This is a genomic window from Moraxella sp. K127 (assembly GCF_015223095.1).
GTDB lineage: Bacteria > Pseudomonadota > Gammaproteobacteria > Pseudomonadales > Moraxellaceae > Moraxella.
In genome coordinates this window covers 1-21,603 of the sequence record NZ_JADFBZ010000040.1, presented here as the reverse complement: position 1 = coordinate 21,603, position 21,603 = coordinate 1, and the positions used below count along the sequence as shown (strand labels likewise).

Annotated in this window: 21 protein-coding genes, 1 tRNA gene and 1 other RNA gene; 10 read left to right on the top strand and 13 right to left on the bottom strand. The window is 42.0% G+C overall.

What is annotated here, in order from left to right; all coding sequences use genetic code 11:
* Nucleotides 1–41: 41 nt before the first annotated feature.
* On the bottom strand, nt 42–491 hold the full coding sequence (locus tag IM753_RS09340) for an NfeD family protein (RefSeq protein WP_065255808.1): 450 nt from the start codon (nt 489–491) through the stop codon (nt 42–44).
* A gap of 384 nt (nt 492–875) precedes the next feature.
* Entirely contained in the window at nt 876–1,967 is a 1,092-nt protein-coding gene (gene ribBA, locus IM753_RS09335; RefSeq protein ID WP_194109160.1) for a bifunctional 3,4-dihydroxy-2-butanone-4-phosphate synthase/GTP cyclohydrolase II, read from the bottom strand.
* Between the two features lie 220 nt (nt 1,968–2,187).
* Between ribBA and xerD the strand changes: the two genes are divergently transcribed.
* Nucleotides 2,188–3,141, top strand: a complete 954-nt coding sequence (gene xerD / locus IM753_RS09330) for a site-specific tyrosine recombinase XerD (RefSeq protein WP_065255806.1) — start codon at nt 2,188–2,190, stop codon at nt 3,139–3,141.
* Nucleotides 3,142–3,146: 5 nt separating this feature from the next.
* Here xerD and IM753_RS09325 read toward each other — a convergent pair whose 3' ends face one another.
* The 5 genes from IM753_RS09325 to IM753_RS09305 form a co-directional block, all read right to left on the bottom strand.
* Entirely contained in the window at nt 3,147–3,773 is a 627-nt protein-coding gene (locus tag IM753_RS09325) for a hypothetical protein (protein ID WP_065255805.1), read from the bottom strand.
* Between the two features lie 2 nt (nt 3,774–3,775).
* Nucleotides 3,776–4,348: a restriction endonuclease subunit S gene (locus IM753_RS09320; RefSeq protein ID WP_227514681.1), complete on the bottom strand. Its 573-nt coding sequence runs from the start codon at nt 4,346–4,348 to the stop codon at nt 3,776–3,778.
* 158 nt (nt 4,349–4,506) lie between these two features.
* Entirely contained in the window at nt 4,507–5,904 is a 1,398-nt protein-coding gene (locus tag IM753_RS09315; RefSeq protein ID WP_194109159.1) for a restriction endonuclease subunit S, read from the bottom strand.
* A gap of 47 nt (nt 5,905–5,951) precedes the next feature.
* Complete coding sequence (locus IM753_RS09310; RefSeq protein ID WP_194109158.1) at nt 5,952–7,937, bottom strand: N-6 DNA methylase; 1,986 nt, start codon at nt 7,935–7,937, stop codon at nt 5,952–5,954.
* 268 nt (nt 7,938–8,205) lie between these two features.
* Nucleotides 8,206–9,510: a valine--pyruvate transaminase gene (locus IM753_RS09305; protein WP_194109157.1), complete on the bottom strand. Its 1,305-nt coding sequence runs from the start codon at nt 9,508–9,510 to the stop codon at nt 8,206–8,208.
* Nucleotides 9,511–9,631: 121 nt separating this feature from the next.
* On the opposite strand from IM753_RS09305, the gene IM753_RS09300 reads away from it, so the two are divergent.
* From IM753_RS09300 to IM753_RS09270, 7 genes are all read left to right on the top strand, one after another.
* Complete coding sequence (locus tag IM753_RS09300) at nt 9,632–10,240, top strand: class I SAM-dependent methyltransferase (RefSeq protein WP_194109156.1); 609 nt, start codon at nt 9,632–9,634, stop codon at nt 10,238–10,240.
* A gap of 262 nt (nt 10,241–10,502) precedes the next feature.
* Complete coding sequence (locus tag IM753_RS09295; RefSeq protein WP_194109155.1) at nt 10,503–11,570, top strand: hypothetical protein; 1,068 nt, start codon at nt 10,503–10,505, stop codon at nt 11,568–11,570.
* A 205-nt stretch (nt 11,571–11,775) separates the two neighbouring features.
* Nucleotides 11,776–12,477, top strand: a complete 702-nt coding sequence (locus IM753_RS09290) for a hypothetical protein (protein ID WP_370582840.1) — start codon at nt 11,776–11,778, stop codon at nt 12,475–12,477.
* Entirely contained in the window at nt 12,465–13,739 is a 1,275-nt protein-coding gene (locus IM753_RS09285; RefSeq protein WP_194109153.1) for a replication-associated recombination protein A, read from the top strand. The genes IM753_RS09290 and IM753_RS09285 overlap by 13 nt, the downstream gene beginning before the upstream one ends.
* Entirely contained in the window at nt 13,736–14,179 is a 444-nt protein-coding gene (locus IM753_RS09280) for a hypothetical protein (RefSeq protein ID WP_194109152.1), read from the top strand. Before IM753_RS09285 ends, IM753_RS09280 begins: the two co-directional genes overlap by 4 nt.
* 166 nt (nt 14,180–14,345) lie before the next feature.
* Nucleotides 14,346–14,735, top strand: a complete 390-nt coding sequence (locus IM753_RS09275; protein WP_115246767.1) for a hypothetical protein — start codon at nt 14,346–14,348, stop codon at nt 14,733–14,735.
* 9 nt (nt 14,736–14,744) lie between these two features.
* A complete protein-coding gene (locus IM753_RS09270) occupies nt 14,745–15,365 on the top strand; it encodes an HI_0552 family protein (RefSeq protein WP_065255797.1) in 621 nt (206 codons plus the stop codon).
* 125 nt (nt 15,366–15,490) lie between these two features.
* On the opposite strand, the gene tusA is transcribed toward IM753_RS09270, so the two are convergent.
* From tusA to IM753_RS09240, 6 genes are all read right to left on the bottom strand, one after another.
* Nucleotides 15,491–15,727, bottom strand: coding sequence for a sulfurtransferase TusA (tusA, locus tag IM753_RS09265; protein ID WP_065255796.1), 237 nt, complete (start codon nt 15,725–15,727; stop codon nt 15,491–15,493).
* Nucleotides 15,724–16,182, bottom strand: a complete 459-nt coding sequence (locus IM753_RS09260) for a thioesterase family protein (protein WP_065255795.1) — start codon at nt 16,180–16,182, stop codon at nt 15,724–15,726. Before IM753_RS09260 ends, tusA begins: the two co-directional genes overlap by 4 nt.
* 69 nt (nt 16,183–16,251) lie before the next feature.
* Nucleotides 16,252–17,253 (bottom strand): hypothetical protein, encoded by a 1,002-nt coding sequence (locus tag IM753_RS09255; RefSeq protein ID WP_065255794.1) that lies wholly within the window; start codon nt 17,251–17,253, stop codon nt 16,252–16,254.
* A gap of 31 nt (nt 17,254–17,284) precedes the next feature.
* On the bottom strand, nt 17,285–18,163 hold the full coding sequence (locus IM753_RS09250) for a uroporphyrinogen-III synthase (RefSeq protein WP_065255793.1): 879 nt from the start codon (nt 18,161–18,163) through the stop codon (nt 17,285–17,287).
* Between the two features lie 33 nt (nt 18,164–18,196).
* A complete protein-coding gene (gene hemC, locus IM753_RS09245; protein WP_065255792.1) occupies nt 18,197–19,147 on the bottom strand; it encodes a hydroxymethylbilane synthase in 951 nt (316 codons plus the stop codon).
* Nucleotides 19,148–19,356: 209 nt separating this feature from the next.
* Nucleotides 19,357–20,091, bottom strand: coding sequence for a LytTR family DNA-binding domain-containing protein (locus IM753_RS09240; protein WP_065255791.1), 735 nt, complete (start codon nt 20,089–20,091; stop codon nt 19,357–19,359).
* An 825-nt stretch (nt 20,092–20,916) separates the two neighbouring features.
* On the opposite strand from IM753_RS09240, the gene rnpB reads away from it, so the two are divergent.
* Both rnpB and IM753_RS09230 read left to right on the top strand, forming a co-directional pair.
* Nucleotides 20,917–21,304, top strand: an RNA gene (gene rnpB, locus IM753_RS09235) — RNase P RNA component class A.
* 87 nt (nt 21,305–21,391) lie between these two features.
* Nucleotides 21,392–21,468 (top strand) — tRNA-Met (locus IM753_RS09230).
* Nucleotides 21,469–21,603 lie beyond the last annotated feature (135 nt).

The following is a 21,603-nucleotide window of genomic DNA, read 5'->3' as shown; positions in this document are numbered from 1 at the left end:
TCTAATATGATGAATTGGTAATAAACAGCAGTCCAATGGCATTATTTACGCCGAACCACCAACTCATTACCGAGTATCTGCACCACCACGACCCTATCGCCTGCCTGTAACACTTCGCCATCTGCCCCACGGCACAGCCATTCATCAGAGCCGACTTTTGGCACGCTAAACCGCACTTTGCCGAGCCTGTCTGCACTTGGGGCGTGGGTAAGCATGCCTATCTCGCCGATGATGACACTGCCCCCAAGCCCTGCGGTCGTGCGAGTCTTGATGTTGGGCTGAATAAATTTAAACCACGCCACGCACGAGATGACCGACAGCACAAGCCACAAGATGACCCCTACCCCAAAGCCCAAGCCAAACGCCCACGCAAGCACTGCCGTAACAACAGCAGACGCCCCGAACCATAGCAGAAAAAAGGTCGGCACAAACATCTCTAATATCATCAAAATCAGACCAAAAACCAACCAATGCCAAGGCTGTACGTTCATCAGGTGTCCTTATGTGGATTTTTGGTTAATATAAATCATTTATCAAAAATAGTCAATGAGTTAATCCCAAATCTTAACCCATTGATAATCATAAAAATACTTGACAAAATATAAAATCGGCGGACAATATTTTGGAAATTGGAAATTGGAAATTGGAAATTGGAAATTGGAAATTGGAAATTGGAAATTGGAAATTGGAAATTGGAAATTGGAAATTGGAAATTGGAAATTGGAAATTGGAAATTGGAAATTGGTTTTTTGTTTGTCCAAGTCGTGCCTGTGGGTCAAAAAATGTCATAAACAAGCATGGCTTAGTCCATCCTAGTGCTAAGTAAAAAATCGGATAGTGGCTTATCCGATTTTTTTGTTATTTTAAACCAACAATCAACGTGGCACAACTTCCACGATGTTTAAATCAAAGCCTGAGACGTTAAATTTGGCGGAGCTTGATAGCAGTCGCATGTCTTTGACGCCAAGCTGTTTTAGGATTTGGGCTCCGACCCCGATACTGCGATAAGGCTCGCTACTTTCGTGAACGCTGACATTGGCTTGGCATTTGTCTAACGCACCGCTGACATCGACGGCACGCCCCGAGTCAATCCACACAAACACGCCTTGCTCGCTTTGCCCGATTTGAGCCAGTGCTGAGCGAACATCCCAACTGTGCTTACTGTCAGCATGCCCAAACAAATCTTTTAGGGGATTTAGGGCGTGGACTCGCACGGTCGCCACGCCACGGCTTGGGTCGCCTTTGACTAGGGCGATGTGGGTCTCGTCCGCCCCATATTCTCTAAAACGGTAGAGTTTAAACGCCCCAAATTCACTGGCAAAATCCCGCTCATCGATGACTTCCACGGTCTGCTCGTTGGTCATGCGATAATGGATAAGGTCGGCGATGGTGCCGATTTTAAGCCCGTGTTCTTTGGCAAAGAGTTCTAGGTCATCACGACGTGCCATCTCGCCGTCTGGCTTGATAATCTCACAAATCACCGCCGCAGGTTCAAGCCCTGCAAGGCGTGCTAAGTCACAGCCTGCTTCGGTATGACCTGCCCGATGTAGCACCCCGCCTTGTTTTGCCATGATGGGGAAGATATGCCCAGGTTGGACGATGTCGGTGGGTTTGGCAAAGGGGGCGACGGCTGCCTGCACGGTTCGGGCACGGTCGGCGGCGGATATGCCTGTGGTTACGCCCTCGCTAGCTTCGATGGATAGGGTAAAGTTGGTGCTAAACTTCGCCCCGTTTTTGTCGCTCATTAGGGGTAGTTCAAGCTGACGGCAACGGGCTTCGGATAAGGTCAAACACACCAGCCCACGAGCGTGAGTAATCATAAAGTTGATGTCGGACGGCTTGACATGAACCGCCGCCATGACGATGTCGCCTTCGTTCTCACGGTCTTCATCGTCCATTAAGATGACCATTTTGCCTGCTTTGATGTCGGCAATGATTTCTTCTGCGGTGTTTAGGGTGCTTGCCATAAGGGTGCCTATTTATGTTAAAAATTTATAGGCTACATGGGGGCGGATTTGGGGGATTAAAGGCAGATGATGTAAAATTTTAAAAACAGCCAAGCCTTATTTGTCTTTAAAATATTTTTAAAATGCAAATTGCATGATAAAGGGCAGGCATGCCCAAAAATCATTTAATCATCCCCCAAAGTTTGTTACAATACCCCCAATATTAGCACCGTATCCGACCATGAGCAAAACCCGAGCCACCAAGCCCCGCCTGCCGTCCTTGGCGACCACTGACACCGACCCAGAGTATCTGACCGAATTTCGTATTAACATGCTCGCTCGGGGGCTTGCCACACGCACCCGTAACGCCTACATCCGTGATTTGCGTACTTGCATGGCAAGCAGTGAGCGGGCATTGCCCCATTGGCAGGAGACGGACGTGGCAGGGTGCTTGGTGTATCTACAAAACCAAGGCAAATCGCCACGCACGCAGGCGAGAATGTTGGCAAGTTTACGCCAGTTTTTCTTATGGCAAGTGGGCGAAGGGGTGCGTGACGACAACCCCTGTGAGAACATCAAAAACCCCAAAGCTGACAAGCCCCTACCCAAGACCTTATCCGAAGACGACATTACCAGACTGCTTGGCACGCCTGACCTAGCGACCATACTGGGACTGCGTGATAAAGCCATGCTTGAAGTCATGTATGCCTGCGGTCTGCGTGTATCAGAGCTGGTCAATCTGTCGCTCGATGAGCTAAATCTAAACGCAGGCTGGCTCCAAGTGACGGGCAAGGGCGGAAAGACTCGCCTGATTCCGCTTGGTGAGTACGCCCACAACGCCCTACAAAGTTATCTCGTCCGTCGTCATGAACTGACCGCTGGCAAAAGTGGTAAGGTCGGCACAAAGGGCGGTGACTGCCAAGCGGTGTTTTTGACCGAGCAGGGCGGTTATATGACCCGCCATAACTTTTGGCATTTGATTAAAAAATACGCTCTACTGGCGGGTATCACGACCGACATCTCGCCACACACGCTTCGCCATGCTTTTGCCACGCACCTGCTCAACCACGGGGCGGACTTGCGTAGTGTTCAGCTTTTGCTTGGGCATAGCGACCTATCCACCACGCAGATTTATACCCACGTTGCCACGGCACGCCTACAAGCCTTGCACGAAGAACACCACCCTAGGGGGTAGTTGCTTTATCCACAGAAACCCTTTAAACATTCAAATAAAATCAAATAACAATAACGTGCAACTTCGTGATTTTTGTCATTTGGCTCTAAACTTCCGTGAACCAAATGACAGCGTACTTGATAAATAACCTCAAACAATCCTGCAAAAATTTTTTGCGAATCATTATTTAAAACTAAGGTTCCTAAATCGTGTGCAGAGGCAAATTGATTTTTTAATTTCCCGCTCTTAGTTTTGGCGTTATCAATAATTAAATTTTCAAAAATCTTAGGATTGGCATTAAAGTCCATTAAAGCGTTACTTAGGCTCATCTTTGAATTATTGGGGATATTATTCCCTGAATAAACAAGTTCAGCTTGGATTAAAGCATAATGCAACTGCTCAATACAATTATAAATATTAGCCCGCTCTTTTGGATTACCTGATTCTAAAAGGTTTTTAAAAGCGATATAAACCTTATTCTTATTGCTTGTGTCTCTTTTAATCTCGTTTATATGCTCTCTGTCGTTAGCTAAACCATAATGAAAGTTGTACCAACTATTGCAACTTAACCATAAGGTTACAAATGGTGCATGGTAGTCTATCTTAGACTTCATAAACCATTCTTTCTTTAAATCTTGTTGGTGATTTGCCATATTTACCCCATATTCTCAATCTCATTTTCCACCAAAATCTTGGCTTGTTCTAGTAAAATTTCGCTTTGATTTTTTAATTCAGAACTCGTCTGCACTTTATCGCTGATTGTCTGCTGAATCTCTTTTGGTAAAACAGGAATCACCACCTCCAAAATCTCAGACGGTTTCCAATGTTGAATGATTGAACCGCCTGCATCTCGCTGTGCTTGCAGTTGTACCGCCTCTGAATTTAGCACCAATGCCAAATAATCGGGCAAAATTTCATCTGTTTTCAAAGACAAATGCACAATAGCCCCAGAAGTAATCACCTCCAAATCAGACGGCACACAATAAGCAATGCCCACTGTACCGTCTTTTGAAAGTAGAATGGTGTCTTTTTTGGGGCGAATGATGTCAGCAAAATCCGCAGGATTGACGAACTTATCCGTCTGGCTAATCCCAAATTTGGAAAAATCCGCCACTCGCACAAAAGGCAAACCTTCATCACGGTAATTTTCCGACCCCACTTCTACCGATTTTTGCAAATCAACCAATTCACCCAATGTTTTGTGGCGGTATTGTTTTAATTTTTGCAATAATCGCTTATATTTTGGTTGGTAATATTCTGCATCAAGTCGACCGCTAATGCCAAAAGATTGGCTAAATGATTGCACTGATATATTTTTGGGTTGCCCCAAAAGCAAACTTTCCAACAATACCCATTCTGCCAATCTTAAATGATAATTAGCCTCATTTATAAACCTCTCTCTCTCTCTCTCTCTCTCTCTTGTAAAGCACTTTGCTCAATTTCTGCCTCTACGCTATATTTGGCTTGGGCTAATAATTGGGTGGCTTGTTTTCGCAGTTCATTACTTTGGCGGACAAATTCAGCGATTTGGGTTTGGATTTTTGGAGCAATGATTGGTAATGGAATGTTTAACAATTCATCTTTGTTAATGGCGGTTAAAATCGTACCCGAGCAGTTTTTCTTTAAAATCTGTTGCATTAAATCAGATTTAAATAACACCAATAATGTTTCGGCATTTATCACATCTGACGATAATACATAAAACCCTGTTGAACATAATGCATTATCATATTGTGGCGAAACAATGGCACAACTTTGTAGTGAACCCTCAATACTGGAAATCATCACATCATTGGTTTGCACTTTTCGTCTGGCACGAGACGGTAATTCTGCCCCTAACGCCCGAGTTGAGCCTGTTATTTCGCCTGATTTACCGATATTGGACAATTCAATATAATCATATTCTTGGTCATCTTTTGGGGTATAATTGGTGTCTTTTAAATGACATACTTTACCTAATTTTTCAAAACCATTTGAATGGGCTTTGATAAAATTTTCTAATTGCTCATAAACAGGTTGATAAAACTCCGCATCCAATCTGCCTGTTTGTAAAAAACTTTCTTTTAAAGATTTAATATTCACAGGATTGCAGGCTACCTGAAAGTCTTTTAAACCTAGATGTTCTAATAATAGGGTTTCAGCTTCTGTGTATTTTTGTTTTGAAAATTCATTAAAATGAAAAGATTGGCTGATAATTTCACTAATATCCGATTGTAACTTTTCATTTAATTTTGGAAACTTAAATTTTCTAATTCTTTCAATGGACAGTTTAGGCTGAGCCGTCCCAACCTTATTTCTTTCAATAAAATTCTGCCCATATTTTGTTAACAAAAACACAAATAAAACATCGCTATTAACATCGCTATTTTTGGGAACTAACTTAACAGCATTTTCTGTTAGATTGCATTTATTTAAGTTAAATTTAACAATACCAACATCCCCAATTGAATTTCCAACAATTGTTAATAATACATCATTGTAATTTGTTTGATATTGTTTAATTTCATTATGGGTATTTAATGAGATTAAGGGACTATTTTCATATTGCACAAAACCATTTTTTATATCTTCTGCTCTAATATAGGGTATGTTGCCACTTTCAACGAAAAGGTGTCCTTCTGGCAACCTTTTCCCACCCTTAACATCTAAAACAGATTCAAAATCGTAATGCTCCATATTGGCAATAATTTCATCTGAAAAAAGATATTTTTTCATAAAAAATTCTGAGTCAATGCGGGCGGTAAAATTATCTTTTTGAACTTCCGATAATAGCAAAACACTCACTTCCAGCCCATTTAACAATGCCTGATATTTGGCATTATCAAAAGGGCTTAGTCCTTTCCCACAAAAGATAATCTCTCCTTTTTGGCAAATTCAATAAAGGCTTCGGCAATGCCGTCTTGGGTGATGTTGTCGTGATTAAATAAATCATGCTCTACGATTAAATGTTGATGACTGTCCAATTTGGGCGTGCCGTCTGCATTTTTGACATAGATTTTGTCGCCTGAATTGTCCTTGCTCGGGCTTTGCATGGTCGCAAAGAAAATAGGGTAATCGTCCACTTTTGGGCACAGTTCATCATGCCATTTTTGCACAAATAGCACGGACGTTTTTGTGCCTGTATGCGGTTTAAAGACATTACCATGCAAGCCTACCACCGCCAAAATACGGCAACGCTCGGCGATAAAATCACGAATGTATTTATCACTGCTGTTATTAAAACGCCCTTGTGGTAGCACAATCGCCATGCGTCCGCCGTCTTTTAAAAAATCCAAATTGCGTTCAATAAACAAAATATCCCGCCCCACTTTGGATTGTTGTTTGCCTTTGCTGTTTTTGCCCAATTCATAGCGTGCCAAAATGCGGGTTTCTTTGATGTCGCCTGCAAAGGGCGGATTTGCCATTAGTACATCAAATTCAAAATCACGGTTTTGATTTTTTGTGGTGCGTAATTTTCTTAATTTTTTCCAGCCCTCTCCATAGATGTCGCCCCATTCTTCATCTTTGGTAAAATCTTCCCAACGCTCATAATCTAGGGTGTTTAAATGCAACACATTGGTTTGTCCGTCCCCTGCGATTAAGTTTAGGGTACGGGCGACACGCACCGCCTTTTCATCAAAATCAATGGCAAAAACTTTTTCTTGCACATAATCAAGCTGTTCGGGCAGTTTTTGTTCGGCGGTAAATAAATGAGAACGCTCCAAGCCTTTTTCTTTAAGCTGTTTTTCCCAAACATGGAAAATGGCATGCACAGGAAAACCACAACTGCCCGATGCGGTGTCAATCACAGTTTCATCGGCTTTGGGGTCTAGCATTTTGACACACATATCAATGACATAGCGTGGCGTGAAATATTGTCCCTTTTCGCCTTTTGATGATTTATTGATAAGATATTCAAAGGCTTCATCCACCACATCAAGATTGGAATTAAATAATTTCACTTCTTCTAATGATGACACACAAATCGCCAAATGGGACGGCGATAAATTAATCTTGCTACTCTCAGCAAATACCCCCTCCCATTTGTTTTTGGCTTTATCAAATAAAGCCCCAATTTTGGCTTTTAAATCGCTTTCGGTATCGCCATAATTACGAAATTCCAAATGACGGCTTTTATTGCGTGTACTTTCCATTTCGTCATAAAGTTTGGTAAAGATAAGCTGAAACAATTCTTCAAAAACATCAACCCCTGCATTTGCCAAAACTTCATCTTCCATTTCAATCACCAAATCTTTTAAAGATTTGCGTTGAGTGGCGATTTTGTCATTTTTAATCAAATCATCAATCGTCCAACGTTCTTGCAAAATATCAGATAATTTTTCGTGAACGCTTGGAATATTGGGAATGTCTTTAAAATAATTGGGGTCTCGGCGGTTGTAATAGGAAATACTATCGCCATTTGTCCATACGCCAATCGGAGCTCCTGTGGCATTGCAATAGGATTTTAATTGTTCTTTGCCGTCTTTTAATTTAGGCTTTTTAAGCTCCACCATGATATAAACAACGTTGGGATTATCTTTATCAAAAATCACAATATCGGCACGCTTTTTTTCACGCCCAAAATGCACCGAATATTCCAATTCCATGCGTTCATAAGGATAGCCATAATCATGGTGTAATTTCATCAGATACAGTTGGCGAACCGCTTCTTCTGGGGTTAGTTTAATGTCCTTTTTGCGTACCAAGCAATGTACATGCGGTACATCGCCATTTTTACTGGGTTTTTGAAAAATGGTATTTTCCAATAGTGTGATGTGCTCGGCAGAAAACTGGGTAAGTTGGTAATTGGTGTCTTTGAGTAGTTGCGATAAATTCATGGGGGGTCTCGTTGGATAAAATGGTTTTATTTTAGCATTGATTTAGGGCGTGTTGAACCTTTATAACACTATTTACAATTTAGAAATATTTTAGAAATGAATTAATAGTTTTTGCATGAAAAATGGCTAAATCTTGTTTTTCTGCGTCAAAAACTTGCTTGATAGAATGACTATCAACCTGCGTTTTTTCCTTGAAAAATGTGCGATTTCCTCTATTTTTCATTGCAAATACAAAAGTTCAATACACCCTAATAAAAAGTGGGTTGATTTATGGGTTGGGATTGGCTTGATAAACCCCCCGCACCACTTCCCCAATCGCCCTAATTCCCTTCTCCAAAACTTCATCAGGCTGGGCGATACTCATGCGAATACATTCATGGGCATGGCGATAATCAGACGTGTCAATCCCCACAAAAAAATGCTCACTGGGGATAATAAGCGTGCCTTGCTCCTTTAACATTTCGTACAATTTTTGGGTAGAAATGGGCAGATTCTCAAACCAAATCCACAAAAATATCGCCCCTTCTGGCTTATGGATTTTGACTTGGGGTAAGTCTTGAAAGGCGTGTTTTAATAAGCCAATGGCGGTGTGGGCTTGCTTTAAATAAAACGGACGAATCTCTTGTAATGATAAGTCATTGATTTTGTCATTGTTAATCAGGGGTGTAACAATGCTCGCCCCAAAACGACACGGAGCAAGATTGACAATGGCATTTAGGCTGCTGATTGCCTTGATAATCTCAGGTTTGGCGATGACAATGCCCGTCCGCACGCCAGCCAGCCCCACTTTTGATAAACTAAAACACAAAATGATATTGTCATGCCACACCAAATTCGCCTTGGTGTGAATGATATTGGGAAACGGCATTCCATAGGCGTTATCAATAATTAAGGGAATGTTGTGCGTTTGGGCGATAGCATCAAGCCGTGCCATTTCGTCATCGGTCAGCACGTTGCCTGTGGGGTTGGTTGGGCGAGAACAGCAGATTGCTCCGATTTGATTATTTTTTAATGCGTCCAAATTTTCTAGGGCGTCAAAATCCACTTTGTATTTAAAAAAGCCATCTTGATTGTCATAATCGCACAGCTCAATTTTTGGCTTTATGCCAATAAAATGCTTGCCGTCAATATGAGCGTCCGCATAGCCGACATATTCAGGAGCAAGTGGCAACAAAATGGACTTATCGCCATCATCAAACGCCCCACCAAATAAATTAAATAAATAAAAAAAGGCGTTTTGCGAACCATTGGTTAGGGCAATGTTATCCTTGGTAATGCCCCAATCATAATGGCGATTAAAAAATTCCACCAACGCCGTGATAAATTTGCCATCGCCCTGCGGATTGGAATAATTGCTGGCACAGTCTAAGGCAAAACTGTCCGCCCCATCGCCTTGTATGCTGTCTTTGAGCATTTGTAGGTACACGTCATTGACCGAAGCGATGTTGGCAGGGTTGCCACCGCCTAACATATTGACAGGCTTGTCGCTGTTTAGGGCATTCCCCAAATCGTCCATGAGCTGTAATATGCCACTGTTTTGGGTGAATTTTTTGCCAAATTTTGAAATGTTCATGCCAATTATCCAAATAAAAATACCATTGTAACATTTTTGGCAAAAACTGTCTGCCTATATTGCTATGGTATGCGTAGGGGGATTGGGGTATAATGAGCTTTTTGGATTTAGAGAAATCGTCATGACCCAAACCACCCTAGCCGACCTGCAAAATAAAGCCAAACAATGGCGACAAGACATCACATTTACCCAAGACGTGCTTGGTAAGCCCTTTACCTTTAATACCACGTGGGGGATTTTTAGCCCAGAAAAGCTCGATGATGGCAGTCTTATGCTCCTTGATTATATTGATTTTAGGGCGGATGATGATTCCATTGATTTGGGCTGTGGCTATGGCGTGCTGGGCATGACGGCAGGACGTGAATGCCCAAACGGTCAGCATTTGCTCATTGATAAAGACTTTGTGGCGGTAGAATATGCCAAATTAAATTGCCAAAAAAATGGCTTGACCAACACCCACGTTCAGCTCTCCAACGGCTTTTATCATGTGGATAAAGATAAAAAATTTAGCCTTGTCATGAGCAATTTACCCGCCAAAGCCAGTAAAGAACAGCATTATCTGTACCTGCTGGACGCTTATGAACGCATGGAAGTGGGTGGGCGGTTTTATGTTGTTACCATTAACGGACTGCGGGATTTTATGAAACGCTCATTTAATGAGGTGTTTGGTAATGCCGATAAAATCAAACAGGGCAAAACTTACACAGTAACACTTGCAGTCAAGCAATGATTTGATGGCATCACAGAGCGTATTGTAACAAATTTATATCAATGACTTTATTTTGTTACATTATTTTTGCTGATAATTCATATTTTATTTTCATTTTGATTGGGTGGAAGATTTGACAGTTACTTATATTACCTGATGGTTACCAAAGTCTTATTGAACATTACACAAACTTTTTTTATAATGTCCGTTCGTTCGGATTTAATTTTTATATCATCACATCAATTATCACTATTTTTTATATTAAGATTGTAGAGGATCACTTATGAGTATTCATACAACGGCCGCCAGACGCCCTTCATGGCGTGGCATTTTTGCAGGACTTTTGATGGGTCTTGTTGTATCTATGATAATGCTGGCTTTGGCCTTAGTGCTAAGCTCTTTTTTATCACTAGATTTGCGTGGGGCAGGTATTGCTGCTGGCGTTTATGCCGCAGTAACCGCTTTAATCAGTGCTTTTGTTGCAGGGTTTTTTGCCGTCAAAGCATCAGCACCAGAGGCGTTATTTGGCGATGGTACCGACATTTTGCCAAAAGACGCTGCTTTAACAGGTATGCTAACCGCAGCAGCCATCGTTGTCATCAGCTCTGTATTTGCTTTTAATAGTGTAACTGGCATTGTAAGAACTGCTGGCAACGCTGTTGGCACAACCGCAGGTGCTATTGGAGGGGCTGCCAGTGCCGTTACATCAACGGTAACAACAGTAGCTGGTGCTGGTGCTACCGCAGCAGCTGGCTCATCTAATGCCGCAGGTGGCGATACCACTGCCAAAGCACAAGAGCTGTACCAAAAAGCCACAGGCAATATCAGCCGTCAAGACATCGAAGCTTGGGTTGCTAAGAACAACGAAACTTTTGATGAAGCACAAATCAGCGCAACAGTGAATGTGCTTGAAGACATGCTTAACAAAACCAAAGCTGACCTTAATGGCATGGATTTTACCAATCTTGACACATGGAAAAATATTGATGGATACGCCAAGCAGCGTGCCGATGAGGTGCAAGCCATTGTTACAGGTGATGAGCTTATTGCCAGACTACAAGCAGAGGGTTTAACCCAAGAGCAAGCATTAGAGGTGCGTGAAGAAACTGCCACCGCTTATCATGAATATCGTGCCAAAACTGAGCAAGCCATTGCTGATGCTAAGATGAATATTGAGCAAACGCTACAAAATGCAGAAGATACTGCTCGTAAAGCTGCCCTATATTCTGGTCTATTTTGGTTGATTAGCACGCTACTGACTTTCGTGGCAAGCATCATGGGTGCAAAAACTGCCGCAGCAAATTACCGTTTGGCATCGCCCATCACTGTTCGTGAGCGTGATCATCGTTAATCATTCAATCAAATGATTTTTATAAAAATCTGTCAATATTTTGGCAGATTTTTTATGTCAATTTTTTATGCCATGTGATAAAATCGGGCTGGGTGTATTTTGCACCCATGAACTTTTTGATTAAAAATGCATGAAAAATCCATTTCACTTAACACCCACCCCACGCACTTGTCCACATGGTGATTGTGGCAAGATATTTTGTGATGTGATTTATAAACATGGCATCATCTTTTGTCCGCATTGCCAAAAAAGCCTATTGGTCAATCCGTTTACGCCTGATTTGCAGCAAATGACTTTTTGGCAACTTGTCAAATATTTCATCAAAAGATATTATAAACCATATGTGATTTGTACTGGCATATTCATATTGATTTATAGCATTATATTCGCTTTTGCTAATTTAGATAAATTCAATCTTACAACAGGATTTTGGGTGGCAGTGATTGTTCTTATCATGTTTTTGTTTTTTGTGGCAATTGTTGCCATTGAAAACAATCTAAGATATTATCATGCTTATAAAATAAAAAACAAACCCCTAATAAAAGGCGTGGATAACTATGATGATATCAAAAATGATTTTAATATCTCTGTTGCCCATGATAAACTAGCAACCTCTTTTGATGCACATGCACCATATTGTCCACATTGCCAATCTCAAAGATTTCACAACACAGCAGATGATGATTATGTGTGTCAAAAATGCCATACAAAATCATCCCTAAATCCAAAATTAAAAAACACGAATACCATCCAATTTGCATCAAATTACACCATCTTATTTTTGATAATAGGATATGTCAGTTTTGATTTTTATTTGTTTATTTATATTTTGGCTGTCTTTGTGATATTTTTAATCAACCTATCCATTAACTATTATTGGTACAAAACCTCAAAATGGCTACCTTAAATATTCCTCTTGCCGAACGAGTCCGCCCAAAACAGCTCTCTGACATCATCGGACAGACGCACCTATTGGGCGATAATGCCCCCATTAGCCGTATGATTGCCCATAACCACCTGCCAAGCCTGATTTTGCATGGCGAAGCAGGGATTGGCAAGACGACTTTGGCACGGCTACTTGCCCATGCTGTTGGGCGTGAATTTCATCTGCTATCCGCCCTTGATTTGACCGTCAAGGAATTGCGTGAGCTGATAGACGGCGGAAAAGGCATGACAGGCGGTTTGGATTTTGGCTCGCCTGTGCTGTTTATTGATGAGATTCATCGCTTTAACAAAGCCCAACAAGACGCTCTGCTTGGGGCGGTTGAAAGCGGTAAAATCACGCTGATTGGGGCGACCACCGAAAATCCGTCTTTTAGCGTAAACAACGCCTTGCTCTCTCGCTGTCAAGTGTACCGCTTAGAGCCATTGACCGTTGATGAATTGGTGCAAGTGCTACAAAGGGCATTGGCGACTGATACATTTTTGAAAAATTTCACGGTACAAGGCGACCTTGCCAATATCGCACGCCTTGCCAGTGGGGACGCTCGTAAGGCATTGAATTTATTGGAAATCGCTTGCCAATACTCAGATGGTTTTACCCTAATCATAGATGATGCTTTGTTACAAAACATCGCCCAAACCGTGCTACCACGCTATGATAAGGCAGGCGATATACACTATGACATCATCTCGGCATTCATCAAATCGGTGCGTGGCTCGGACGCTGATGCCAGCATTTATTGGCTTGCTCGTATGCTTAGTGCTGGCGAGGACCCTGCGTTCATCGCCCGTCGTTTGGTGATTTTGGCAAGTGAAGATATCGGACTTGCCAACCCTAATGCCTTATTACTTGCCGACACCGCCTTGCGTTCGGTGCAGTCTATCGGTATGCCTGAGGCACGTATTATCCTCGCCCAAGCGACTGTTTACCTTGCCACATCACCCAAATCTAACAGTACCTACACGGCGATTAATGAAGCCCTTGCCTTTGTCAAAAACGACAACTCGCCTGTACCGCTCCACCTAAGAAATGGCGTAACTAAGCTCATGAAACAATTAGGCTATGGCGTGGATTATGTCTATCCGCACGATTATGCCAATCATTATTATCCCCAAACCTATTTGCCTGATAATTTGATTGGCAAACGCTTTTATTATTTTGCTGATAATCAAAAAGAGCAAAGCAGTTTTAATTTTATGAATTGGTTAAAGGGCAATCATTTATGAAAAACTTCACAAAAAGCGATTATGTTATTATGGCAATTTTTGTCTTGCTTTTCTTTTGGTATCACAATTACAGTTATAATTCAGCTATAATTATCATATTGGGATTTCTGATTTTTTTAATAATAAATTCCACCAAAATTATCAAAAAACAAAAAAAAGACACACTGTTTATAGCATATTTTGTTATGGGTTTGATGATAGCAATCATCTCAGATAACATCGCCAAACACTTTGTTGCCAAACATCAAGTGCATACTTGCGGTGTCGTCAGTCAAATTAATACGTCATTTTTAAAATATGATACTTTTTTATTAAAAGACCACCCAACCAATTTTCAATTAAAAGGCAATTTAACCATTGGCGATAACATTTGCGTTACTTGTAATCCTGATGAAAAATGGCATGGCTATGCTTATGTGTTTAAATTAGAAAAATTATAGATAAAATTATTTTTATTATTTTGATAATAATAAAAAATAGAAAAGTAGTTTTAATTTTTTAAATTGGTTAAAGGGAAGTGTGAATGAAAATAGATAAAAGCACTTATGTCATTTGGGCGATTTTATTGCCACTATCATTGTTGTTGTATTATGATACCTGTAAGGGTTGGATTACTCTTTTGGTGCTTGGGATTTGTTTGCTTTTTATGAATATTTTGGAAAAGTATGTCAAAAAAATAAAAAATTACAAGACGAGCAATTTAATATTTTATTTGCCATTATTATCGTCGTAACAATACTTTTAACACCAAGATTATCCTATTATTTAGCTCAATATTTTGTTGCCAAAAACCAAAGTAAAATTTGTGGGATTGTCAGTCAAATTAACAAACCATCTTGGGGTCATAATACTTTTAATTTAGAAAATAATGCAAGTAATTTTAAATTAAATATTTATGATAATTTATCCATTGACGATAAAGTGTGCATTACTTATAATCCCAATGAAAAATGGTATGGCTATGCTTATGTGTTTAAACTTGAAAAACAACCTTAATTATTTATTATGCTAAAATCCACCCACGCCCAAATTCTAAATAAACCTTATTCCCAAATTAAGGACTTAAAGCTCCATTGCCCTGATGAATTAGACAACATTAAGCACAATCACAAATCCGCTTGGCAAATTTTTAAAGCCTTTAATTTACAAATTTATCAAAGCCTACCCAATCATTTTGCCAAACCCCATATCCAAAATTGGTGCAACGGCTGGGAAATCAGACGGCACTTTTTTGCTTATTATAAATATGAAAATTATCTTGGCAATGCTCCGATTATTGTCGTGATTTTAAATAGGCAAAGGCTGATTGTTGCTTTGACGTGGCATTCTTATAAGGCAAACAGCTCAAATAGCACATTGGGGCAATTTAATAACTGGATAAATGAGATTGATTGGGCGGATTTTGATGACTTTTATTTTTGGCATAGTCGTGTTAATGAATATGGCGACTTTAAACAAGCTCATGAATTTGACTACGAAAAAGTAGAGCTAAACACAGGCGAATTTTACCGCTTGGGCAAATTTATAGCCAAAGATAAACTGGATAATTATGGCGATGACGAGCTAATAGAGTGGGTTAGGCAGACGATTGAGCGGTTAAGCAGGGTGTATGAGTGGTGTCATTAAACGCCTTTTTAAGAAAATCTTAAAGAGTATCGCAGGGGTGAATTGCAATTCGCCCAAAATCTGATATTTTATAGGGCAAATATGATTTTGCCCTTACAACACCATTTTAAAGCCAAGCGATAAAATTAGCCCAACTTTTTAACAACCACATAACGATAACTGCCGTCATCAAGGGTCTCTTGACTGGCAAGCGTATGCCCTAAATGCCGACAAAAGTTGGGAATGTCTCGGGTGGTGGCAGGGTCGGTTGCTAGAATATGAATCTCATCGCCCCCTTTGGCGGTGCGAATGCTCTTATGTAGGAGCATGACAGGTTCAGGGCAGATTAGCCCTGTGGTGTCTAGCATAATGGTATGGCTCATAGCGGACGCCCTTCAAAATCACTTAAAATCTGCCGTTCGTCTGCCGTCCATGCCTGTTTGTTGCCGTCTTTGTCGGTGCGGACGATGGTTGCTGTGCCGTTGGCAACGATGGCTTGTTGGGCGGTGCTGTAATATTCGTACGCCATGCTTAGGCTGGTGTTGCCGATTTTGGTGCATTTGACTCCAATCAGGAGCGTGTCAGGATAATGCACGGGGCGTAGGTAGTTGCATGATGACCCTGCCAAGATGGTCAAGGTCTCGCCTTTGAACATGGCAAGGGCGTGCAGGTAGCTGATACGAGCGGACTCGGAGTAACGGTAGTAGGCGACATTATTGACGTGGTTAAAAGCGTCCATGTCGCCCCATGCCACAGGCTGAACGTGGACGATAGGGTAGTCGTGTAGCTCGGTGGGGCGGTCGTTGCCTGTGAGTGTGGCGGTGTAGGGGTGAGTCATGGGGATGTCCTTTTAAGTTTCAATTTATCTAAAATAATGAATTTACTGTCTTTTTGCCTGCTTTGGGGCTTATTTTAACATCTGAATACTGCTTAGCTCTTTGTTTTTGGGGCTGTTGGCAAGCAAATCATAGACCCAAAATAGGGCGTCATCGATGGTATTTAGGGCGACCTGCTGTCCGATTTGTCCGGTTTTGGTGTCGGTATTGTTTATGGTTTTACCGTCTTTTTTGTCTTCTTTGATGGTTTGCTCGGACTGTTTTTTTAGGCTCTCAGGGTCAATCTTACCGCCGTGTAAGGTAATATGACTTTCTAGCTGTGAACGGACGTCTTGTAAGTAACTGGTCATCAGCCCCCTGTCTCGCACGTTTGCCGAACCGATGGCAAGCGATAACATCATGTTGGCATCATGGAGTAAGATATCGCCACGGCTAAGCGGAGCGTTGGGCGTGCTGGTCTGCTTGGTGCGTAAAAAGGCTTGTACGTCTCGCATTTTGATGATGTGAGCCTGCCATGCGTCAGGCTGTGTTTTTAGCGTGCCGATGTAGGCGATGTCCGCTTTTATGCTACTGCTTAGGGCGGATTTGACCGATGGAGCAATGCCGGTCATCTGACCAAGCTGATAATCAATGGCTTGCAAGGCGGTCAAGGTATCATCATAACTGCCTTGTTCAAAGAGTCGGTTGGTCATGGCAAGTTCGATTTTTAAAAACTCAGCGTCTTTGCTTGTTTCGGCTTTATTTGTTTTTTTGTGGCTGTCGGTTGGGGTGATGGCAAATAGGCGGTCGTCCATGTCGTTTAGGCGAGTGTCTACCGTGTCCATTTTGGCAAGGCGTTCATCCACTTTGTCTACGACTGACGTAAAAGAAAGGTATAGCCACAACAGTCCACCTGCCAGTAGGATGATGACCAGCCATTGTAGTCGCATGAGTACCACCCGAGCTTGGTCGGCTTGTTTTTTAAGCTCTTCTTTTTCGGTTTCTTTGGCGTGGGCGAATTTGGCGTCCAGTTCTTCTAGATTTGCTTTGATGGCTTCGGCACTCGGACTGTCGGGTTTTTTGGTGTTTGGCATGATGATAAAAGCGGTTAAATTTTAAAATGTCTCACGATGGGTAAGTTGCCATGACGTCCTGTATGGCTTGGTTTAGGGTTGATTCCGCCAAATCCGCCACGGGGCAGACACGACTGTGTGGATAGTGCGTGGCGGTTAGGGCGGTTAGGCGATGACCTAGGGTTAAATATATCACATTTTGTGGCAAAAGCCCATGCATGTGCGTGCGATGGCTGTGAATCTGTTGGTCACACACGCTCTGCCAAGCATTTAGGCTCATCTGACTGCTAATAAGGACAAAGATGGGCGAGTGCTTGTCAATTTGATGTTGATGATTTTGACTGCTGTGAAAAGTATCATCATGACTGTCATCGATGCCATTGCCAAGCAGACGAGTAAAATCACTTGTCAGCTCTGACGGCACGCACCGCTCATAAAAGGCGATGGCATGCACATTCACGCCACGTTCGATGAGCGTATCAGATAACAGCCGTCGCCCACCGACCCCACGCCATATCAACACATCATCGCCTGTGTGTAGCTCACCGATGGCGGGCATGGCAAGCATGCCTTCGTTGCTCATCGGGCACCCTACATCAAGGGGGGTCAGCACCGAAAAACCAAAATCCGCCAGTGCATCCGCTGTCGGCTGTCCCACGGCGATGACGGTTAGGGTGTCATGATGGGGCAGGTCGCAGGCATGGTTAATGCCTTGCTCTTTTAAAAAACGCACCGCACACGCCACCGCTTCCACACTCACCGCGATGAGCATGCCAAATTTACCATGGGTAAAATCCACCAAATCCTGCATTTCTGATTTCTCCAATTCATCAAAATGCCGAATGGCAAGCAGTGGCAAGCTGACACTACGGATGGCTAGGCTCATGTCGGCTTTGTGCTTGGGACGGGTGTTGATGAATAGGGGGGTCATGGTGTTGGGTTGATTGTACCTATGAAGTTGGTATTAGTTGTCTTGGTGTTGATACAGGGCTTTTAGAATTTTATCCGCCCCTTGGGCAAGTAGCTCTGTGGCGACAGCCTGCCCCAGTTGCTGGGCGTTTTGGATATTTTGTGTGGCATTGTCCGTGATGTCGGTCTGGGCGGTGACTTTTAAGAGAGTGCGACCGTCAGGCGTGCCTACCCGACCTTCTAGGTGCAGAATGCCTTTATCAAGCTGTGCAAACCCTGCAATCGGCACCTGACAGCCCCCTTCTAAGGCATGGTTCATGGCTCTCTCGGTGATGGCTCGTAGGGCGGAGATATCGTGGTTTAAAGGTTTGATGAGCTCTCTAATCTCATCATCTCGGCACTCGATGGCAAGCGTGCCTTGACCGACCGCAGGCAGGCAGATGTCGGCAGGCAAGCTGTGGCGAATGCGTTCGTGTAACTCCAACCGCTCCAAGCCGCTTTGGGCAAGGATAATCGCATCATAGTCGCCATTATCGAGCTTGCCAAGGCGTGTGCCGACATTACCACGCAAGCTGATGATTTCTAAGTCAGGGCGATAGGCACGCAGTTGGCATTCACGGCGTAGGCTTGATGTACCGACCTTTGCCCCTTGGGGCAGGTCATCCAAACTGGCAAAGTGGTTACTCACAAAAGCATCAAAAGGACTGTGGCGGTCAAGATACGCCCCAATGATAAGACCATCGGGTAGCACCATGGGTACATCTTTTAGAGAATGCACAGCAATATCAGCTTTACCGCTTAGTAGAGCGGTTTCTAATTCTTTGACAAATAGGCCTTTTCCGCCGATTTTGGCAAGGGGAGTATCTAGGATTTTATCGCCTTTGGTGACCAGCTCTAACAGACGAATGTCAAGTTCGGGGTGGAGTTTTTGAAGTTCGTCTTTGACAAAATGAGCCTGCCAAAGTGCAAGTGGAGATTGGCGTGTGGCGATGGTTAGGGTTTTCATGATTGTGTTATCGCTATGTTATCTTATAAATGATTGCCTATTTAACCACATTTACCCCAAAATGCCAAATAAAAATTCACACCAGTCAATTCTTAGCATGGCTATAAATAATGACTAAATCAAGGCAGCTAAAATGCAAAAGGATAATACAAAAGGCAATATAAAAGGGCGAATCAACGCCCTTGGATGGTGTCGGGTGGCTAGCCCCGTTAAATGCTGTGAATCTTCTCTCTGAGCATGGGCAGATGACGGCGTGATACCGACAGTTTCTCAGGCATGCCCCGAAAACGCACTTGGTATTGACCGCTGTCCACCGTCTCCAACAAATCCAAATAATCCAGATTAATCAAAGCATTGCGATGGATGCGGAACATGATGCCTTCAAACTCTTCTTCTAGGTCTTTTAAGGTTTCATCAATGAGTACCACGCCATTTTTGTGGCGTACTTTGACGTATTTTTGGTCAGCGGTAAAATAGTAGACATCAGACAGTGAGATGAGCTCAACGCCACGGTGTGTGCGTGCGGCGATGTATTGACGAGTGCGACCGCTTTTGCCATTTTTCTCATTAAGGCTTGCTTGTTGGGCGGCGTTGATGCGACAACATTTTTGCAAGGCATTTTTGATGTCGTTTTCTTGGATGGGGATGGGTAGATAGTCGCAAATACCCCATTTGAGGGCATTTAACATAAGATGAGTATCATCCAACCCAAAGAAGATGATGGCGGGTGGGTGGTTAAATTCTCGATTGATTTTTTGGCAAAATTCTTCAATGTAAGCCAAGTGAGCATTGATGAGTAAAATCTCAGGCTGGTGTTCCATAACCAGTGTATAAGCTTCTTCTAGGCGCTCTGCTTGCCCGACGATTTCATGCGTGAGCGACTCGATGATTGTTTGAATGTGCTTGCGTAGGGCTGGCTCACTCTCGCAGATTAGAATTTTCATTTGTCTCTCCTTAATATTGTGGCATGTGCTAGGTTGTCCACCTGCTGTTGGTAAGTCGCCAATGATGGTGTATTCTTGTAAAATTATTCATTACAACAAACACTTGCCAAAAATCATCGGCATATCATGATGAATAACCAAATGTTTTTTTGATTGAATAATTTTATTTATAGATTAACTTTTGCTAATTAAGGATTTTAGCAAAAGTTAATGCAAAAGAAAAGTGGGTGTGTCAAAATTTTATTCAATCAGTGCAAGAGCCATGCCAATAAAACCAAATCAGTCATAAAAATTAACAAAAGACAAAAGCAGATGAGTTGGTTTGCCGACTATCTTATCACAATATTTTAAATTTTGACAATTTTCTAGAAGTCTTTATGGGAATGAGTGCCAACACAAGCGTAATAAATGGTTATGTGTTGTATATGGTTGATTTTTTAACTTTTCATTTGCACTCTGTAAAATGAAAAAGTACTACGGTTTCCGTTCGCGGTGAGCCTGTCGAACCATAACGGAAACCGACCCTTCGACAAGCTCAGGGTGAACGGTTTTCGTAGTAAAATTCAAATTTGTTAACTGTATATGATATGCAAAAGTTTGACATGTTTTGATAAAAATATGCTAAAATAGAAAAAGGCAGACTAGGCAATCGCCGTCCGACCACTTAATTTGATTTTAAAGTTAATGTTGTGATAAATGTTATCCTATTTTCAACTTATATAGTTCATTGATTTATCAATGGCGAATGTGATTTGCCCCCACAGCCCAAAATAATTATGGGGCAGTCAATAAACTACCATTTTAAGTTAAAATTGAAGTAAATGTTAGTCAAATTAAGTGGTCGGAGGGAGGAAAGTCCGGACTACATAGGGCGACGTGCTAGCTAACGGCTAGGAGGCGAAAGCCTACGACCAGTGCAACAGAGAATAGACCGCCCGACCACTCAACCAAGTATTTATTGTAATTTTAAAAAATTGTAATTGTAAAAATATTTGGTTGAGTGGTTGGGTAAGGGTGAAACGGTGGGGTAAGAGCCCACCGCATGACTGGCAACAGTTCATGGCAAGGTAAACTCCACGTGTAGCAAGACCAAATAGGTATCCAATGAGTTGCCCGCTTAGGATACGGGTAGGTTGCTTGAATGCATGAGTGATTGTGCGTCTAGATGAATGATTGTCCACGACAGAATCCGGCTTATCGGTTTGCCATCTATTTTTATAAAAATTTATAAAAAATGAAAATTTTTTAAAATGGGTATTGACAGCAGGTAAAACCATCTGTATAATTCGCACCCTGTAACGGCGATGTAGCTCAGCTGGTTAGAGCGTACGACTCATAATCGTAAGGTCAAGAGTTCAAGTCTCTTCATCGCCACCAAATTACTTTAATAACAATTTAAAAAAATTCTTGACTTAGTTTTAAATTGTTATATAATGTAATTTCTGCTGACAAAAAGCACTGTTGAAAATTAAGTTAAAAATTTTTAAAAAACCGCTTGACAACACAAAATAC

Coding starts and splice junctions, on each gene's coding strand:
- IM753_RS09340 (WP_065255808.1), bottom strand. CDS start 491: ATGAACGTACAGCCTTGGCATTGGTTGGTTTTTGGTCTGATTTTGATG.
- ribBA (WP_194109160.1), bottom strand. CDS start 1,967: ATGGCAAGCACCCTAAACACCGCAGAAGAAATCATTGCCGACATCAAA.
- xerD (WP_065255806.1), top strand. CDS start 2,188: ATGAGCAAAACCCGAGCCACCAAGCCCCGCCTGCCGTCCTTGGCGACC.
- IM753_RS09325 (WP_065255805.1), bottom strand. CDS start 3,773: ATGGCAAATCACCAACAAGATTTAAAGAAAGAATGGTTTATGAAGTCT.
- IM753_RS09310 (WP_194109158.1), bottom strand. CDS start 7,937: ATGAATTTATCGCAACTACTCAAAGACACCAATTACCAACTTACCCAG.
- IM753_RS09305 (WP_194109157.1), bottom strand. CDS start 9,510: ATGAACATTTCAAAATTTGGCAAAAAATTCACCCAAAACAGTGGCATA.
- IM753_RS09300 (WP_194109156.1), top strand. CDS start 9,632: ATGACCCAAACCACCCTAGCCGACCTGCAAAATAAAGCCAAACAATGG.
- IM753_RS09295 (WP_194109155.1), top strand. CDS start 10,503: ATGAGTATTCATACAACGGCCGCCAGACGCCCTTCATGGCGTGGCATT.
- IM753_RS09285 (WP_194109153.1), top strand. CDS start 12,465: ATGGCTACCTTAAATATTCCTCTTGCCGAACGAGTCCGCCCAAAACAG.
- IM753_RS09280 (WP_194109152.1), top strand. CDS start 13,736: ATGAAAAACTTCACAAAAAGCGATTATGTTATTATGGCAATTTTTGTC.
- IM753_RS09270 (WP_065255797.1), top strand. CDS start 14,745: ATGCTAAAATCCACCCACGCCCAAATTCTAAATAAACCTTATTCCCAA.
- tusA (WP_065255796.1), bottom strand. CDS start 15,727: ATGAGCCATACCATTATGCTAGACACCACAGGGCTAATCTGCCCTGAA.
- IM753_RS09260 (WP_065255795.1), bottom strand. CDS start 16,182: ATGACTCACCCCTACACCGCCACACTCACAGGCAACGACCGCCCCACC.
- IM753_RS09255 (WP_065255794.1), bottom strand. CDS start 17,253: ATGCCAAACACCAAAAAACCCGACAGTCCGAGTGCCGAAGCCATCAAA.
- IM753_RS09250 (WP_065255793.1), bottom strand. CDS start 18,163: ATGACCCCCCTATTCATCAACACCCGTCCCAAGCACAAAGCCGACATG.
- hemC (WP_065255792.1), bottom strand. CDS start 19,147: ATGAAAACCCTAACCATCGCCACACGCCAATCTCCACTTGCACTTTGG.
- IM753_RS09240 (WP_065255791.1), bottom strand. CDS start 20,091: ATGAAAATTCTAATCTGCGAGAGTGAGCCAGCCCTACGCAAGCACATT.